Here is a 16,584-nt window from a genome sequence, read left to right as displayed (position 1 = left end):
GTTTTAAAAGTAAGCACCTGTTATTGCAATAAAATTAGCCTAATTGAGAGAAGTTTCTATAGAATTTTTCATATACTTAACGAGTGCTTTCACCTTTGAATATAGTCCTTCCCACTTATCATCACACTCACCCCGATAGCCTTTTCTAGCTATATCCAGTAAAGTTACATGCTCTTTAGGTAAAAGAGGTATAGCCCATTCTGCAGCGACATCTTTCGAGGTAATTTCACCAGTAGTCACTGTTTGCCACATTCGAGCTAGGGTTAAAATTACATTACGCTCATCACCTTTTATCCCCTCAATTAGTTCTGGCAAAGAATCCTTAATTGCTCTTCGAATATCTGTCAAAGGTACGGAGACAAGTATACTTGAAGAATCAGGACCAAATAGAGAAATACTATTCTTTCTTGCTTGTGCTAAAACAATAGCCAAATCAGGATCATAGCTTGGTTCCTGAATTTGTCCATTCTCAAATTCACCCCTGAGCCACTCACCGTATATAAATTCTCTTTTTGGAGGATATTGCCAAGGGACAACTTCACTCCTATTTATAACCGTAACTTCAAGTGGTCTAACAGAATCCGTATTTCCAATCTTTCCTGATATAGTCATTAGTCTTTCTGTTAGTTTTTTTCGAGTTAATTGAGGTAAACTATGATTCACGACGACTAGAACATCTACATCGCTGTTAATGCGTAAACCACCATTTACTGCTGAACCAAATAGATATACTCCAACTATTGAACTTCCAAATAAATCTTTTACGATATTTAATGTTTGAATCGCTTGATTTGGTAGTTTTCCGTTAATCAAATTGCTCATGATTTCACCTCGTAACTGATTATGTTCATATAAAATTTTATATTGATACTCAATTTACTTACCCTAGATTGGACATATACCTAAATGACTGTTCAATAAAGCTGACCGTTAGCGTTTAAGTACATCCTTTCACAATTTGTCTACAGATTAATAATTATTCTTTATTATACAGATCTCCATATAATTTTTGAATTTGGTTCTGTAATTTTTTATTTTCTTTTTCTAATTCCATTACTCTTCTTTTTAAGGTTTTAATAAGGATTTCCTCCGAACGAGAACTTTTCTTGGGTTTTGAGACTACATTTGCTGTTATTTGACGCTCACGAAGGGATTCGATTCTTTGCCTAATATCGTGTTCCTTATAAAGCCATGATTTAGAAACATTAGCTTCCTTTGCTATTGAATTAAAATTAATAACTTTACCTTCAATCGAAAATTTAGAAATCGCTTTGTCTACTTTTTCCCTTGTCTTTTTTGATTTCTGCTTCGCCAAACGTACAATTTCTGTTGTATTTCTAACTTGTTTATCCATTGATAATTACCCCGTCAAACTTCCAATGATTTGTTCTAAACGCTCTTTAACACGGCTATTAGTCTCTACTTGTCTTTGCCATTGTTTATCCTTAGCTATGGCTAATAACTCTTCTGTACGCTCTAACTGTTCTTCGTGCTGTGGTAAGAATTGCTTACTGGTACAGAAGTGAGTGCAATCTAAGCATGCATTCGCATGTGGACAACCACCTGCTACTACTGGCAATCTACAATAACCATTTGGAAGCACTTGTGCATTTATATTTTTCTTGAACCATTGAAGCTCTACATCATCGACTTCACTATCATCATCTAGATTGAGCACATCTCCATTATTGGTAACCAGTTTTTCTTGAAATTTAGTAAATTCATTTTTTAGAGTTTCATCAAAGATATGAGCGTATCTGCTTGTCATTTCTGGGCTTTCATGTCCCAAAAATTTCTGCACAATATGCTGGGGCACCCCGTTGTTAATCATTCTTGTTCCTACTGTATGGCGAAAGGCATGGGCATGGAATCTATAAATCTCGCCTGATTTATCCACTATATTATGCTCATAAGCTAATTTATTTAACTCGCCTCTAAATGTTTCTTGTTTTAATGGCGATCCATCTTTTCTTGGAAAGAGGTATTCACTATCTGGAAATTCCTCTGAAACTTTATCTTCCCGAACTTTAATAAGTAAAGCTACCTCTTTAGATATTGGAACTATATGCTCCTTTTTCATTTTCCATTGATAATACTTTAAAAAGTAATCTCCATCTTTGTCCTCTAATAGACAGCCTTTTTTCAAGGTGCACAATTCACTTATCCTCATTCCACATTCTTGAACAATCATAGTCATCGTAGCTATATATTCGGGTAATTTATCAAGATGACTGTTCAATTGCTCTAGAACGAATTCGTCTATAAAGTGAGGTTTTGCTCTTGGTATTTTCGGATAGTCCTCGGGATAAATTAATATTTTGGAAGGAACATCATCCCATTCTAGCCTATGAAGGGTACTAAATAGTCCTTCCAATATAGAAATCCTCCCAGTTATTGTACTAGGTTTTATCCCCATCATGTTTAGTTCACTTAAATATGCTTCAATTTCCACTCTCGTTAATTGGTGTACTCTCTGAACGTGTTTAAACTTTATGTCCAGAAAATTAAAGAACTCTTTAAGTTTTTGGGCAATATCCCTTACATAGGAAAAGCTATCCATGTTCAATCTTAACTTACAATATCTTTTTACAAGCTGTTTAAAATATGTATTCCGAAACCCTTTAAAGTTAATTGTATATTCATATTGTGTTGGGTTAACCTTATCATCTGACAAAGGTAAGTTTCGTCTATCCCAAACGTCTTTATCCCACTCCTCTCCATCAAAATAAAAATCCTCATAAAACTCCATAAATTGTTTTAGATTAGTAACATAGTAAGAATTAGCTTTTACAGGTGTTTTTTCTTGATTAGCAGTAATCTTATAATTAGTGGTGGTAATTCTAACACCCTGTTTTGTCAAATATGTTCTATACTCCGTCATTGCTTTATCAATAGGAACTTCAGTAATTGAAGTAATGCTGGGATACTTTAAATCTAAAAAATCTAACATTTTATTAATTACTGTTCCTTTTCTAATCCAGACAGTTTTTGCATTCCATATTCCATTGTTTAAATGGTAAAAATAAAAATATTTCAATTCTGTTCTTAACCACAGATTTTTAACACGTTCAAAACGAACCCAACGATTTCGTAAAGCAGGATTCTTACTTAATTCTATGGCAGAAGGATGTGGACATTTTCTTATATCCCAACTATTATTAGCCCAAAACCCTTGCATTTCTTCATTCATTACAGCTATTTTTTTGCTGATCTCACTCTGACTGATAATTTTCCTTTTACTAGAAGCATTCATTTCTTATACTCCTTTCTCTCAAGGTATTTATTAAACTCATTTTTCATATCCTGATCTGAAAGATGAACATAGGTATTTAACGTTGTCTGAACATGTGCGTGACCTAATCTCTTTTGAACGAACGCAACATCCCATCCTTCCCTAATTAGCTGCGTTGCGTGAGTGTGGCGAAGCATATGCGATGTAAATTCTATTCCAGTCCTTTTAACTATTCTTCTAACTAGATCAAGAACACTTTGGTACTTTAGTGGTTTCCCAAAATAGCCTTCTTTTAAGGAAATAAAAACATAGTCATGCTCCAATTCCTCACTATACTCATATACCAAGTAATCTGTATAAAGCGACATGAGTTCTTTACTCACATGTATTGTTCTTTCCTTCCTTAATTTAATATAAGCTTCATTAATATTAACATCTCTAGGTGTTAAATGGATTTGATTGTCCCAAGTGGCAATATCTTCAAGCCTAAGCGATAACACTTCACCGATTCTTAAACCACCCTCATACATAAGCATTATAATTAACTTATCTCTTTTCGTATGACAAGCGTCAATAATTTGCTTAACTTCCTCTGATGTCAATGTTCTTATCTGTTTCTTTTTAACCCTTAACTTTAAGACATTCTTTTGGTATCTACCCTTATTAACATGATGTAAAAATCCTTTGAAGTTTCTTCCCTTTGCTTGTTTAAATACATCAATTGATTTAAATTCTCCTAATCTACTTAAATAATCAAGAAAACTCATAACGGCATTTAAAATTGTATTCACTGTCGTTTCTTCTCTTATGGCTTCTTTTGACTGAAGATCAATTACATTATTTGCTGTTGGATATCTCAACCAGCCTACGAAGTCTGCTAACAACTCAAAGTTAATATCATTAAGAATAACGCCTCTCTGTTCCATGAACTCATACAGCAACTTTAAATGATAGCAGTATGCTTTAATGGTATTAGGAGACTTACCAGTATTATCTAAGTATTTAATAAATTTCATTACTGGTTCTATTAGCTGGTATTCTTTATCTAGTAATAAATACAATGGATACGGCTTATTCTCCACTTCTATCCTTTGAACCTTCACATGTTCCCACCTCTTTAAATACTTTAACTACTACAAATTATAAACCTTGTTAATTTTTATTTAAAGTAAAATATCCCTTTAATATCTCCTCTTAAACTACTTTAACTACTATTATTTATTATACTATGGTTAAAGGATTACGCCTGATGGATGGTTATGACCTACAATGAAGCCAGCTGCATTAGACAGTATAGCCGGCTTCAACACCTCTCTTGGGTGAACAATGGACGCGGCCAAGCTGCCGATATGGCAAATGTTAATTGCTGTCGGCTGATTTTTCGTATCTAAGCAGACAACGACAAAATACTCACGATCGACGTCTCCCAAGAATTGCTTTATGAGCTCATATGCATCATGTGGACTGCTGACTACTCTTTTTTTATATAACATACTCTGTTCCTTAACCATCTTAACACTGACAATATCCACGCGCTTCGCTGGTACGACTTTCTCTCTATCTTCACGAATAAAGTCTATTTCTAGCTGATTCAATTGATTATTGTTAATCATAAAAATTCTCCTTTTATTATAATTTAATGTGTATGACAAAAAAGCCCCTAACTCATTTTCGGAGTTAGGGGTAATATTACGATATTAATATAGTCTAAATAACGAAGTATCAAGTAATCCAGTTTGATGGGGAGTGTCAATAATTATGTGTAAATGAAGTGCTCCTTCTATAAAATCGATTTATTAATTTGTTAATCTTTCAAACATTTTTTCTAGCTCTGCTTCAGCTTGTTGGAAGCCGCGGTGAATCCGTGTCAAAAACTTCTGATTGTACGTATCAAAACGGGAAACCAAAAAGCGATCCATAGATTCTTCATTCCGAAATTGCTCTTTACGTCGACTATACTTTTTAATTTGTTTATTAAAGGATTCAATCAAATTAGTGGAATACAAGCTCCTACGGATTGATAAAGGGAAATCGTAAAATGTAAGTAAGTTATCATTTTCTAGAATAGACTTGGCCAGTTTAGAGTAGCTACTGCGCCATTTTTCTGAGAAAGCAAGGCGAGCTTCAAGGGCCGTCTCTCGTGAATCTGCTTGATAAATCGTCTTAAAGTCTTCGCATATTTCCTTGCGATCAGCGACGCGTACTTTACTAGAAATGTTGCGAGAAACATGGACACAACAGTGTTGGTAAGCTGCTTGAGGAAAAACGTGATGAATGGTATCTTTAATACCCTTGAGACCGTCGGTCACGAAAAGAAGAACATCATTGACACCACGGTCGGATAAATCTTCCAATATCTCTTTCCATGTGACGGTCGATTCATTAGGGGCAATAGCGTATCCTAGGACTTCTTTGGCACCATCTGGTCGAATTCCCACCGCAATGTGTATGGCTTCTTTCTCAACGGTTTTCCGCTTCAAAGGAATATAGGTAGCGTCCAGATAAATGACTGCATAATGACTGTTTAGTTTACGCTTTTTGAACGCTGATACTTCTTCAGTAAAGACTTTAGTCATATTGGACATCGTTTGTGGTGTATAGTGATGACCGTACATTTTCTCAATCAAATCAGCAATTTCAGACATGGTAATACCTTTTTGAAAAAGATGAATGACGGTTTCTTCTAACGTGCCATTGGTTCGCTTATATGCAGGAAGAGTCTGTTGTTTAAATTCACCGTTGCGGTCGCGCGGAATCTGTAGATGAAGTTACGCCGTATTCTGTCTTGACCGTACGGTCATGGGACCCATTGCGTGAGTTCCCTGAATGGAAACCAATCCGATCATACTTTTCGTAATCCAAAAAGGCAGTCAGCTCTGTTCTCAGGAGCGTATTTACGGCTAATTCCAAGTGCGAACGGAATAATTCGTTCAAATCACCTTTTGTAGCTAGAGTCTGTAAGATATCTGTAGTAAGATTGTTCATAGGGAAGTCCTCTTTTCTGTGAATTTAGTGTGGTAACTCTATTCTACAGAAGGGACTTCCTTTTTTCTATTTACACAAAATATTTTACACTCTCTAGATACATCACAAGCCTATATGTATTTATGACTATTTCACAAATATTATTTATTAGTTTTATTTCTCTCGATCAATATATATTCTTTAAATTCTATTGCTCTTGGAACTAAGCTTTCAGGAATCTCTACTTTATCATTTTCATACAACAAATGAATTTGCTCTAAAAACTCATTCATATATGGTTTTTCGTTCATCATCCACTTTAAACCTTCAAGTTTTGAGACCAATTTACTATTAGTATAATAATATTGGCTTCTACATAGATTCATAATTGTATCTACGATATTTACTGGTGCGTCTGATTCATCGTAGTTTAAACTGTCTATGAAATCTTTCTCAGTAATTTTCGGAAAAACATCTTCAATGGCTGGTCCTAATAGAACTATTCCCTTTGAACGTAGATTCATTATATGGCCGGCTAAGTCAGGATCTTCTTTTATTTTATTAGTATTAATTTGCCAATGATTTTCACACATATTCATATACCAATACGGTGAATAGTGAAACTCAAAATGATATGGATGCTTGTCACTCTTTAATTTGTTTGTATCTAAAAAAGATATCTCAATTTCTTTTTTTGGACCGTGTGGTTTTAATTCACGAAAAATTTTTAATAAATCTTGTTTAATTGTTGTACTCAAATTACCATCCACTACAGCTAGTATATCTATGTCAGATCTTTCCCATTTAAACGAACCTTGAGCGAACGAACCATGGACATATAGACCTACTAATTTATCCTTTAGTAAGCTCTTTAATTTATTTTCTAACAAGCTTAAATAGCAGGACACTTTTATTTTATCATCCATCTAGCTTCTCCTTTCTAGTAACATATTTAAATTGAGTATTATCTCTTAAACAATGCACTACCGTTAGTTATCAAGTATCACTCTAGTTTGAAATCATATTTAAATGATTTTACCATTATCACTTATGATAAGGTTCTCCACAGAACAACTAAATAAGGTTCTTATTCACTACAAAAGTTTCTTCTATAAAACCTTCCGATTTTGACAAGTCTTTTTATTCAATTCGGTTTCTAGCAATATATTTGTGTTTAATATTTTTATCGTTTATAACTGTATTTAATTCACTCGCGAATAACATAATCTCATTATCAATTTCTATAAAAAGTTCGTCCCAAGAAATACCTAAAAGTTTATTAGTTATTCCTCCATATACATCCTCAAGGTCTGTATCATTTCTTAATATTTTTCCTAATCCATAATGGGCCATTGAGTCTCTTAAGTCTTTATTTTTCCATCTCGTATTAATACTTAAGTTTAAATTGAAATATGTATTCAAATCCTCTATATTATCACTCAAATAGTAATAAAAAATATAAGTAAGTCTTAACTTAGTAGGAGTTAGAACATCAATGGCTCTATTAATTGCATAAAGAACTTTGTTACATTCGTTCAAATCACCTTTTGTAGCTAGAGTCTGTAAGATATCTGTAGTAAGATTGTTCATAGGGAAGTCCTCTTTTCTGTGAATTTAGTGTGGTAACTCTATTCTACAGAAGGGACTTCCTTTTTTCTATTTACACAAAATATTTTACACTCTCGTTTGATGAGTCTTCGTTAAATAGCTTGTCTAATTATTTCCTTATGTTTGGTTGAAACTTTACAGTGGCAGGGATAATGGCAGGGAACTATATTAATAAATATTGGTCTTAACAAATAACATCTCTCTAAATCCATCTAAATCAAGGTAAGTCGATTGAGATATCGCTTATTTTTATTCCCACTCAATCGTTGCTGGTGGCTTACTCGTCACATCATAGACGATGCGGTTGACGCCTTCGACTTCATTGACAATTCGTTTTGAAATTTTCTCTAGTATTTCCCAATCTATACGAGCGAAGTCACTCGTCATGCCGTCGATCGATGTGACTGCACGGATACCAACGGTATGGTCATACGTACGATAGTCTCCCATTACACCGACGGAACGGATGTCTGGTAACACAGTGAAGTACTGCCAAATTTCTCGCTCGAGTCCTGCATTTGCAATTTCTTCTCTTAAAATCGCATCGCTCTCTCGCACGATTGATAATTTATCTTCAGTAATTTCTCCAAGCACGCGTATGCCGAGTCCTGGTCCTGGGAATGGTTGTCTCCATACTAAATGTTCTGGAATACCAAGCTCAATTCCGAGTGCACGGACTTCATCTTTAAACAATGTGTTCAGTGGTTCGATCAGTTCGAACTGCATATCCTCAGGCAATCCACCGACGTTGTGGTGAGATTTAATCGTCTGTGCAGTTTCTGTACCTGATTCAATGATATCTGTATACAGAGTCCCTTGTGCAAGGAAATCAACATCTGTTAATTTACCTGCTTCATCATCAAAGACATAGATGAATTCATTACCGATAATTTTACGTTTTTGCTCTGGGTCTGACACACCTTTTAGTTTTGATAGGAAGCGGTCTTTCGCATCGATGCGTATGATGTTCATATTGAATCCTTCACCAAACTGTTCCATAACCATGTCGCCTTCGCCTTTACGCAATAGGCCATGGTCGACAAAAATACATGTCAATTGGTCACCGATTGCACGGTGAATCAACACTGCTGTTACTGATGAATCCACGCCACCGCTCATTGCACATAGTACTTTTTTGTCACCAACTTGCTCACGGATTTTCTCGATTTCAATATCAATAAAGTTCTCCATTGACCATTCGCCACTGCACCCTGCTATGTCACGGATGAACGTTTTGATGAACGTATCACCATTGATCGAGTGCTTTGATTCCGGGTGGAACTGCACACCGAATAGAGGCAGTGTTTTATGTTGAACTGCAGCAAATTCGCAATTTGTAGTCTCTGCAATTTTAATGAAGTCTTCCGGGATTTTCGTTACTTTATCGCTGTGGCTCATGAGTAGTTTTTCTTGATTTTGAAGGTCTTTAAAGATTGGTTTTTCAGTATCTAAAGAGACAACCGTCTGGCCAAATTCTCTTGTTTTAGACGCGACAACTACACCGCCGAGATTATGCATCATGAGCTGCATGCCGTAGCAGATGCCTAGGACAGGGATGCCAAGGTTGAAAATTTCAGGATCTACTGTGTAAGCATCATCTTTATAAACAGACTTCGGTCCACCTGAGAGCACGATGCCTTTCGGATTGAGCGCTTTAATTTCTTCTAAAGTGATACTTGGATTATGTAATTCACTATATACACCTAAGTCACGAATACGTCGTGTGACGAGTTGGTTAAACTGGCTACCATAATCAATGACTAAGATCAGTTCTTGCTCGAATGCCATTTCCATTGTTTTATCTCCATTCTTATCAATCGTTACTTATGTATTAATTTTATCAGAATAAAATGACAGCATACATGATTATTGTACAAGACTTTCGTACAAATTACGTCGTATGCTGTCGAAATAGAATATGACTATCTTGAATAGTTCGGTGATTCTTTTGTAATTTGAACGTTATGTGGGTGTGACTCAATCAATCCCGCATTTGTAATTTTTACAAATTGCGCCTCTTCACGCAGTGCTTCGAGGTCTTTTGAACCTGTATAACCCATACCTGAACGGAGTCCGCCCATCAGTTGGTAGACAGTATCTGCCACGGGTCCTTTGTATGCGATACGTCCTTCGATTCCTTCTGGAACGAATTTCTTCGCTTCACTATCTTCTTGGAAGTAACGGTCTTTTGAACCTTTTTCCATTGCACCAAGTGAGCCCATACCGCGGTAAGTTTTATAGCGACGGCCTTGGAAGATTTCCGTTTCGCCAGGTGATTCATCTGTTCCTGCAAGTAAGCTACCGAGCATGACTGCGTGTCCACCCGCTGCAAGTGCTTTCGCGATATCACCAGATAATTTAATACCACCATCCGCGATGATCGTTTTACCACGTTTTCTCGCTTCTGTTGCTGCATCATAGACAGCCGTAATCTGCGGCACACCAACACCTGCAACAACGCGTGTCGTACAGATTGAACCTGGTCCGATACCAACTTTCACGACGTCAACGCCCGCATCATATAGCGCAGCCGTTCCTTCTGCCGTCGCAACGTTTCCTGCGATGATTGTAACGTCAGGATATTCATCTCGAATACCTTTTATTACCGATAAAACCCCAGCCGAATGTCCATGTGCTGTATCGATGACAAGTGCGTCCACACCTGCTTTAACAAGTTCAGCAACACGTACTGAAGTTTCTTTTGCAACACCAACAGCAGCAGCGACGAGTAGGCGACCTTGATCATCTTTTGCCGCATTAGGGAATTCAATCACTTTTTCTATATCTTTGATCGTGATTAAACCTTGAAGCGTTCCATCATCGTCGACAAGTGGAAGCTTTTCGATGCGGTGTTTCTGAAGAATTTTCTCAGCATCCTTTAAGCTTGTGCCGACTGGTGCAGTCACTAATCCCTCTTGTGTCATGACTTCTTCGATTAAAATTGAGTAATCCTCAACAAAACGTAAGTCACGGTTTGTAATGATACCGATGAGTTTTTTATCCTCAGGATTGTTGACGATTGGCACACCAGAAATACGGTATTTACCCATCAAATGCTCCGCTGCAAATACTTGCTCTTCTTTTGTTAAGAAAAATGGGTTTTTAATGACACCATTTTCAGAACGTTTAACAATTGTAACTTCCTCAGCTTGCTGTTCAATCGACATATTTTTGTGGATGACACCCAGTCCACCTTGACGTGCAATTGCAATCGCCATTTTCGACTCAGTGACAGTGTCCATTCCAGCACTGAGAATCGGAGTGTTCAATGTAATCTTATCTGATAACTTAACCGTAAGATCCACGTTGTTTGGTAATACTTCTGACTTCGCTGGCACTAATAAAACGTCATCAAACGTTAAACCTTCCTTTTGAAACTTATTCTCCCACATTCCAAATTTCCCCCTATAAAATTTTAGTGCCTTAAATAAATAATTATGAAATTAATTGAATAAAATCCAGAGTGTACTTCATAGTGCTTTATTTAAGGTAAAGCGTAGAGACTCATAACCTTATCTTATGAATATATGAAATAAGTTAATTTAATATGATAACAAAAGAGTGATTTGTGTTCAAGTTTTATTTACTTTGGGTACACATATAGTATAGTACAAAAATAATTTCAGTGAAAAGGAGGAAGTTTTGTGAATTATTTTGAATTTTTTAATACTCAGGAAGAAGTCCTTCAATATTTTGAACGATTGAAAGAAGAAGGTTACTTTGAGGAAGATATACATTTAATAACCGAAGACACAGACTTTGATGCGTTGAAATATACAGGTGTAAAGGTGCACTATCATTTGGTAGAAAATCAATTAAAAGCATTCTTTTCTAAGGAAGCACAGGGTGAGAGCTTTTTAAGAGATCATCGATTCAGTGATGAGGATATCGAGACTTACTTGAAAGATGTTGAAGATGGCCAGTACTTAGTCGTCGTTGACCCTGAGGATTTGAAGAGGCGAGAGAGTCAGATGAATGAGAGAGATGAAGCGGAGTAGGGGTTGGTGATTGGTGCTTTCGAACATTTTGAGTTGTTGACGTGAAGTGTTACTCCCAATAACAAATCAAGGGATTGAGTAACACATAAATCATAAATTGTGCGTCAGCATAAGAAAACCCGAGCTGCCGCACAGTTCGAAATCAAAAGTGTGCGACAGCTCCAAAAAACCCGAGCTGTCGCACAGTTCGAGATCAAAAGTGTGCGTCAGCTCAAGAAAACCCGAGCTGCCGCACAGTTCGAGATCAAAAGTGTGCGTCAGCACAAGAAAACCCGAGCTGTCGCACAGTTTAAGAACAAAAGTGTGCGTCAGCACAAGAAAACCCGAGCTGCCGCACAGTTCGAGATCAAAAGTGTGCGGCAACTCCAAAAAACCCGAGCTGCCGCACAGTTCGAGATCAAAAGTGTGCGTCAGCCCAAGAAAAACCAAGCTGGCGCAAATTTCATCATCAATATCCCTCTCGATCCAACAAAGACAACCCGCCCATCAGACAATCATCAACGACAGTCCAACATGCGGGTTTAAATCTGTAAAAAATGCTTCATTCCTTCATCGGACCGCAATTCCTGGGAAATTGATATCGGAATATGTAAAGCAAATGTGCTCTAGCTGGTCAATTGTCAATTCTTTACTTGTCTTGTACGGCTTATACCTATCAAGCATCATTCGATATTGTTTTAGCGAAAGGAAGTTCGTGTCTTTTATCGGCAATGTGCAAGGGTGGTACTCCATATAAAACCTCAAGTAGATAAAGTGCGCGCGTTCTTCTGGATTCTTCCCATTGAATCCATTGAAACTATAAATATAGTCATCGATAAATCCAAGGCGTTGAATGGAATGACAATTGTTTTCAAGCGCATGGTGAATCGCTTCAAACATACGAATGATTTCGCACACTTCATCTGTGACTGCGACAGAAATCGTCGCATCTTCTGTTGAGATTTCATCGTAAATACTATTATATTCAGATTCAATCCCATTGATTAATACATCTTGATAGAATTTAATATCCTCTTTTAGCGTCTGATTTAAAATGTGTTTCATTTGTAGAGAGTGTAATAATAGTAAGCGGTTAAAAGGGTGTTGCAACATGAGATCTTTACCAGACATAATCGATACAGTAACATTCAGTTGGTTCATTTTCAGGTGAGCTAGCAACTCCGACGAAAGTAGTAAAAACGATAAAACTCGTAATCATGAGACGTTTACTGTTTAAATGTTTCATTAAATTAACCTCCGTTTGCATTCTATTACACAGCTATGTTGTGCAAATACAGTTTATAAAGACATGTAAAATTAAGGAAGTCTAATCAACATCATTATTCGCCAGTGAATAATTCTTTGTATCGTTGCCATAGTTCCAATTGTTCTGAGAGCATAAATATAGTTTGGGCACCCATTAGGATTTCCATACACTTGCTGTAATTTTTCTGGAAATGATGTGCGTTACATTCGATGATAATCAGCTTCGTCAAGTGAAATGTTGAGTGTTGTGAATGCAGTACTTTGTAGCCTTCGTTCACATGACGCAGCGACTGCTTATAGTTGCTCATCTCACAGTACAGATTGGCAAGGTTCACCAGTATATTGATGTACGTTTTGTAGTTTTGCTGCGCACTTTTTAGGAACATTTTCTTAGCATGTGTATACACGCGCACTCTCTGTTCCGGCTCGGTTAATATGTTGCCATAATTATTCAACACTTGTGCCATGATTTCGTAACAGCCAGGGATATCCATATACTGGTTAATCAGGCGTTTTATCTTTGAAATTGCATCCGCAACATCACCATTATGGTAATCGATAATGGCTTCATGCCACGTCTTATAAATTTGAAGTTCCGGACTTTTGTTCCAAAAGCTGATTGGATGACTATTCAGGATGTGACGTATGCTTTTTAAATCTCGAGTCGCACGTGCCGAATCCAGCATATGCATTGCAATTAACACTTTTTCAGTCGTCGCATTTGGCACAACTTCTGTCACATCAATGCTCAGCACATTGATGATGGAGATAAAGTGTTCGAGCGGGATGGTATTATCCTGATTTTCCAGTCGACTGATCATCGTTTGTGAAACGTGCGCACGCGCTGCGAGTTGTGTTTGTGACAGTGCCATAAGTTTACGTCGTTCTTTAATTTTGATGCCGATGTTATTCATTTGAATGTTGCGCTCCATTTGATAGTGAATTTCAATACCATTATATGAAATACAATCGATTATATCCTAAAATTATCCAATTCTTATTAAATTTTACATAAGGTTTACAAACAAAAAAATACTTAGACATCTTGGAGCGTGAGCCAAAATGTCTAAGTACTTTTATTTTAAGTTAGCGATGAATTTGAATATCTAAAATCTCGATATCCGGCGAAAGATATTCTGCTTTAATCGGTTCTTCTTTCATTAAATCACTTGAGAGATATTTCTTGTTATCGTCAGAGAATACTGTTGTTGCAACGGCACCATCTGGTAAGTTTTGCATCATCTTCACAGTGCCGATAAAATTCGCCCCGGATGATATGCCGACGCCTAGTCCTGAAGCGGCAAGTTTTTGTGCCATGATGATGCTATCACCATCGCTTACGGTGATTACTTCATTTAAATCTTTTAACTTACATATTGAAGGAATGAACTCATCACTAATACCTGCGATACGGTGTGATCCGACTTTCGTTCCTGTAGATAGTGTTGGAGATTCTGCAGGCTCCAGCGGATGGATAACAGCCTCTGGATTGACTTCACGTAGCGCACGACCGACGCCCATGACGACACCGCCAGTACCGACGCCTGCTACAAACCCATCTACTTTTTTGCCGAGCGATTCAAGCTGTGAGATGAGTTCTTGACCGAGACCGTGGTATTGTCCCCACATGTTGTCGTCATTATCAAACTGATGGGGTAAGAAGACATTTTCATTATTTTCTGCCATTTCATCTGCCATTTTAATACTGCCTAAAAATCCGCCTTCTTCACTTGAAACGAGTCTGATTTCAGCACCAAAACTCGCAATTAAATCACGGCGTTCTTTACTCATCCAGTCAGGCATGAAAATTGTGACAGGATGCTTTAAGTATGCGCCGAGTGCACACATTGCAATCCCTGTATTTCCACTCGTTGCCTCAGCGAAGCGATCGCCAGGTTTTAGTTCGCCGCGTTTCATGGCTTCTTTTAAAATATGAAACGCCATGCGGTCTTTCACACTACCTGTTAAATTCTCAATTTTTGACACGTCCGACACCTCAACATAGTATTTTGTTCAATCAATTTCTTAATTATACCATAGGTATACGACTATGTTGAAAGCGTTTTAACAAGTATTTGATCAATCACTATTTTCTCGCTAAATGTTGAATATCTTTTGACGCATCAAAGATTGCTTTGTAAATTTTTTGGATGCTCTCAAGCGGGTAGGGTGCGTGTTCCATATGTTCTATGCCATCTAGTATTTGTTGTTCTCTTTCAGGATCGAATACAGGTAATCCGTGTGAGCGCTTAAAATCTCCCAGCTTCTCAACTGCTTTACCACGCTTAAAGAGCAGTTCTAAGAGCTCTAAATTTAAATCAGAGACTTCCTTTCGCAAGCTATTGAATGCTTGATTGTTCATGGGTAACGCCTCCCTTCATATAACCCGATATTCGCTCAATGGCTTTTTCTATCATTTCAATACTTGCGGCGTAACTGAGTCGGATGTATCCTTCGCCGGCTGCACCAAAGGCGATTCCGGGTACGACTGCAACCTGTGCTTGTTTTGCTAAATCAAGCGCGAATGCCATGCTGTCTTGGTTGCTGCCATCGGGAATTTTGGCGAATATATAGAATGCACCATTCGGTTCAGCGATTTTAAATCCGAGTTCCGTCAACGCGTTGCAGAAAATGTCGCGTCGCGTGCGGTATTCTTCACGCATCGGATCCGCATCATCAATGCCATCAGACATCGCAAATGTCGCTGCATATTGTGCGATAGAGTTGACGTTCGTCACCATGTTTTGATGGACTTTCATAATCTCACGCGTAATGTGTGCTGGTGCAAACGTAAATCCGATGCGCCATCCAGTCATCGCGTGTGACTTAGATAATCCATTAATCACGACTGATTGGTCCTTCAGAAATCGACCGATTGATACGTGTTTTCCCGTGTAGACGAACTCGCTATAAATCTCGTCACTGATGACACAGAGCTGTGGATACTTCCGCAGTGCATCCGCAATTTGTTTGCATTCATCTTCCATCCAAGTGACACCTGTCGGGTTGTTCGGGAAATTCAGTACGATGCCGACGACATTGTCATGTTCAGTCATCGCTTCATGTATCGATTCTGGTTTTAACATAAATTCCGTTTTTACCGTATCGATAAAGACCGGAACGCCGCCTGCCATCTCGACGATAGATTCATAGAGTGTGAAAAATGGTGATGGAATCAGAACTTTATCGCCTGGGTTAATGATGGCTAACAGTGAAGCGGTCAATGCTTCTGTTGCACCATTGGTCGTTAAGATATCAGTGTTTGGATCATAAGTTACGTCATATTTCTCTTTCATAAAATGACTGGAAGCATTAAGTAAATCAGGTGTTCCTTGACTCGGTGTGTACGTTGTTAGATTCTTTTCGAGCGCTTCAATCGCACGATTTTTAATATGCCTCGGCGTGTTGAAGTCCGGTTGCCCAAGCGTGAGGCGAACCATATCCGGAATCTTCTGCATCTCTGCATCTAATGTACGTATAAGCGAGCCTTCGATGTTCGCTAGATTTTTGTTGAATGTAATATGCGATGACATCTCC

15 protein-coding genes, 2 pseudogenes and 1 riboswitch are annotated in these 16,584 nt (G+C 37.6%); of the genes and pseudogenes, 2 read left to right on the top strand and 15 right to left on the bottom strand.

Annotation, left to right across the window (positions count from 1 at the left end; translation table 11 throughout):
* Positions 1–39: 39 nt before the first annotated feature.
* From ant(9) to guaB, 10 genes and pseudogenes are all read right to left on the bottom strand, one after another.
* The gene (ant(9), locus tag BMW30_RS09505) at positions 40–822 is read right to left on the bottom strand and encodes an aminoglycoside nucleotidyltransferase ANT(9) (protein ID WP_091476414.1); all 783 of its coding nucleotides are present in this window, start codon (positions 820–822) and stop codon (positions 40–42) included.
* 154 nt (positions 823–976) lie between these two features.
* Positions 977–1,354: a DUF6262 family protein gene (locus tag BMW30_RS09500; RefSeq protein WP_000361059.1), complete on the bottom strand. Its 378-nt coding sequence runs from the start codon at positions 1,352–1,354 to the stop codon at positions 977–979.
* Positions 1,355–1,360: 6 nt separating this feature from the next.
* Complete coding sequence (locus BMW30_RS09495; protein WP_091476412.1) at positions 1,361–3,253, bottom strand: tyrosine-type recombinase/integrase; 1,893 nt, start codon at positions 3,251–3,253, stop codon at positions 1,361–1,363.
* On the bottom strand, positions 3,250–4,335 hold the full coding sequence (locus BMW30_RS09490; protein WP_091476410.1) for a tyrosine-type recombinase/integrase: 1,086 nt from the start codon (positions 4,333–4,335) through the stop codon (positions 3,250–3,252). Before BMW30_RS09490 ends, BMW30_RS09495 begins: the two co-directional genes overlap by 4 nt.
* A 141-nt stretch (positions 4,336–4,476) precedes the next feature.
* Positions 4,477–4,743, bottom strand: a pseudogene (locus BMW30_RS09485) (JAB domain-containing protein); the annotation flags it as partial.
* 285 nt (positions 4,744–5,028) lie between these two features.
* Positions 5,029–6,217, bottom strand: a pseudogene (locus BMW30_RS09480) (IS256 family transposase).
* A gap of 140 nt (positions 6,218–6,357) precedes the next feature.
* The gene (locus BMW30_RS09475; RefSeq protein WP_091476404.1) at positions 6,358–7,122 is read right to left on the bottom strand and encodes a nucleotidyltransferase domain-containing protein; all 765 of its coding nucleotides are present in this window, start codon (positions 7,120–7,122) and stop codon (positions 6,358–6,360) included.
* A gap of 214 nt (positions 7,123–7,336) precedes the next feature.
* Complete coding sequence (locus BMW30_RS09470) at positions 7,337–7,786, bottom strand: hypothetical protein (RefSeq protein WP_091476400.1); 450 nt, start codon at positions 7,784–7,786, stop codon at positions 7,337–7,339.
* 267 nt (positions 7,787–8,053) lie between these two features.
* Positions 8,054–9,598, bottom strand: a complete 1,545-nt coding sequence (guaA, locus tag BMW30_RS09465; RefSeq protein WP_091476397.1) for a glutamine-hydrolyzing GMP synthase — start codon at positions 9,596–9,598, stop codon at positions 8,054–8,056.
* Between the two features lie 128 nt (positions 9,599–9,726).
* The gene (gene guaB / locus BMW30_RS09460) at positions 9,727–11,196 is read right to left on the bottom strand and encodes an IMP dehydrogenase (RefSeq protein WP_091476393.1); all 1,470 of its coding nucleotides are present in this window, start codon (positions 11,194–11,196) and stop codon (positions 9,727–9,729) included.
* 61 nt (positions 11,197–11,257) lie between these two features.
* Positions 11,258–11,355, bottom strand: a riboswitch (purine riboswitch).
* Positions 11,356–11,448: 93 nt separating this feature from the next.
* Here guaB and BMW30_RS09455 point away from each other — a divergent pair.
* Together BMW30_RS09455 and BMW30_RS09450 are read left to right on the top strand one after the other, a co-directional pair.
* Positions 11,449–11,802 (top strand): general stress protein, encoded by a 354-nt coding sequence (locus tag BMW30_RS09455; RefSeq protein WP_091476391.1) that lies wholly within the window; start codon positions 11,449–11,451, stop codon positions 11,800–11,802.
* A 99-nt stretch (positions 11,803–11,901) separates the two neighbouring features.
* Positions 11,902–12,327, top strand: coding sequence for a hypothetical protein (locus BMW30_RS09450; RefSeq protein ID WP_091476390.1), 426 nt, complete (start codon positions 11,902–11,904; stop codon positions 12,325–12,327).
* A gap of 24 nt (positions 12,328–12,351) precedes the next feature.
* Here the strand turns inward: BMW30_RS09450 and BMW30_RS09445 are convergent, their stop codons facing one another.
* The 5 genes from BMW30_RS09445 to BMW30_RS09425 all read right to left on the bottom strand — a co-directional run bounded on the left by BMW30_RS09445 (position 12,352) and on the right by BMW30_RS09425 (position 16,580).
* Positions 12,352–12,942, bottom strand: coding sequence for a YfbU family protein (locus BMW30_RS09445; RefSeq protein ID WP_091476389.1), 591 nt, complete (start codon positions 12,940–12,942; stop codon positions 12,352–12,354).
* Positions 12,943–13,121: 179 nt separating this feature from the next.
* Positions 13,122–13,961 (bottom strand): helix-turn-helix domain-containing protein, encoded by an 840-nt coding sequence (locus tag BMW30_RS09440; RefSeq protein WP_180366284.1) that lies wholly within the window; start codon positions 13,959–13,961, stop codon positions 13,122–13,124.
* A 172-nt stretch (positions 13,962–14,133) separates the two neighbouring features.
* Positions 14,134–15,033, bottom strand: coding sequence for a PLP-dependent cysteine synthase family protein (locus BMW30_RS09435; RefSeq protein WP_219314700.1), 900 nt, complete (start codon positions 15,031–15,033; stop codon positions 14,134–14,136).
* A gap of 100 nt (positions 15,034–15,133) precedes the next feature.
* Positions 15,134–15,409 (bottom strand): chorismate mutase, encoded by a 276-nt coding sequence (locus tag BMW30_RS09430; protein WP_091476385.1) that lies wholly within the window; start codon positions 15,407–15,409, stop codon positions 15,134–15,136.
* On the bottom strand, positions 15,387–16,580 hold the full coding sequence (locus BMW30_RS09425; protein ID WP_219314699.1) for an aminotransferase class I/II-fold pyridoxal phosphate-dependent enzyme: 1,194 nt from the start codon (positions 16,578–16,580) through the stop codon (positions 15,387–15,389). The genes BMW30_RS09430 and BMW30_RS09425 overlap by 23 nt, the downstream gene beginning before the upstream one ends.
* Positions 16,581–16,584: the final 4 nt, after the last annotated feature.

This window comes from Aliicoccus persicus (genome assembly GCF_900110815.1).
Taxonomy (GTDB): Bacteria; Bacillota; Bacilli; order Staphylococcales; family Salinicoccaceae; genus Aliicoccus; species Aliicoccus persicus.
The sequence above is the reverse complement of the archived record's forward strand: the minus strand, read 5'-3'. Positions and strand labels throughout refer to the sequence as shown.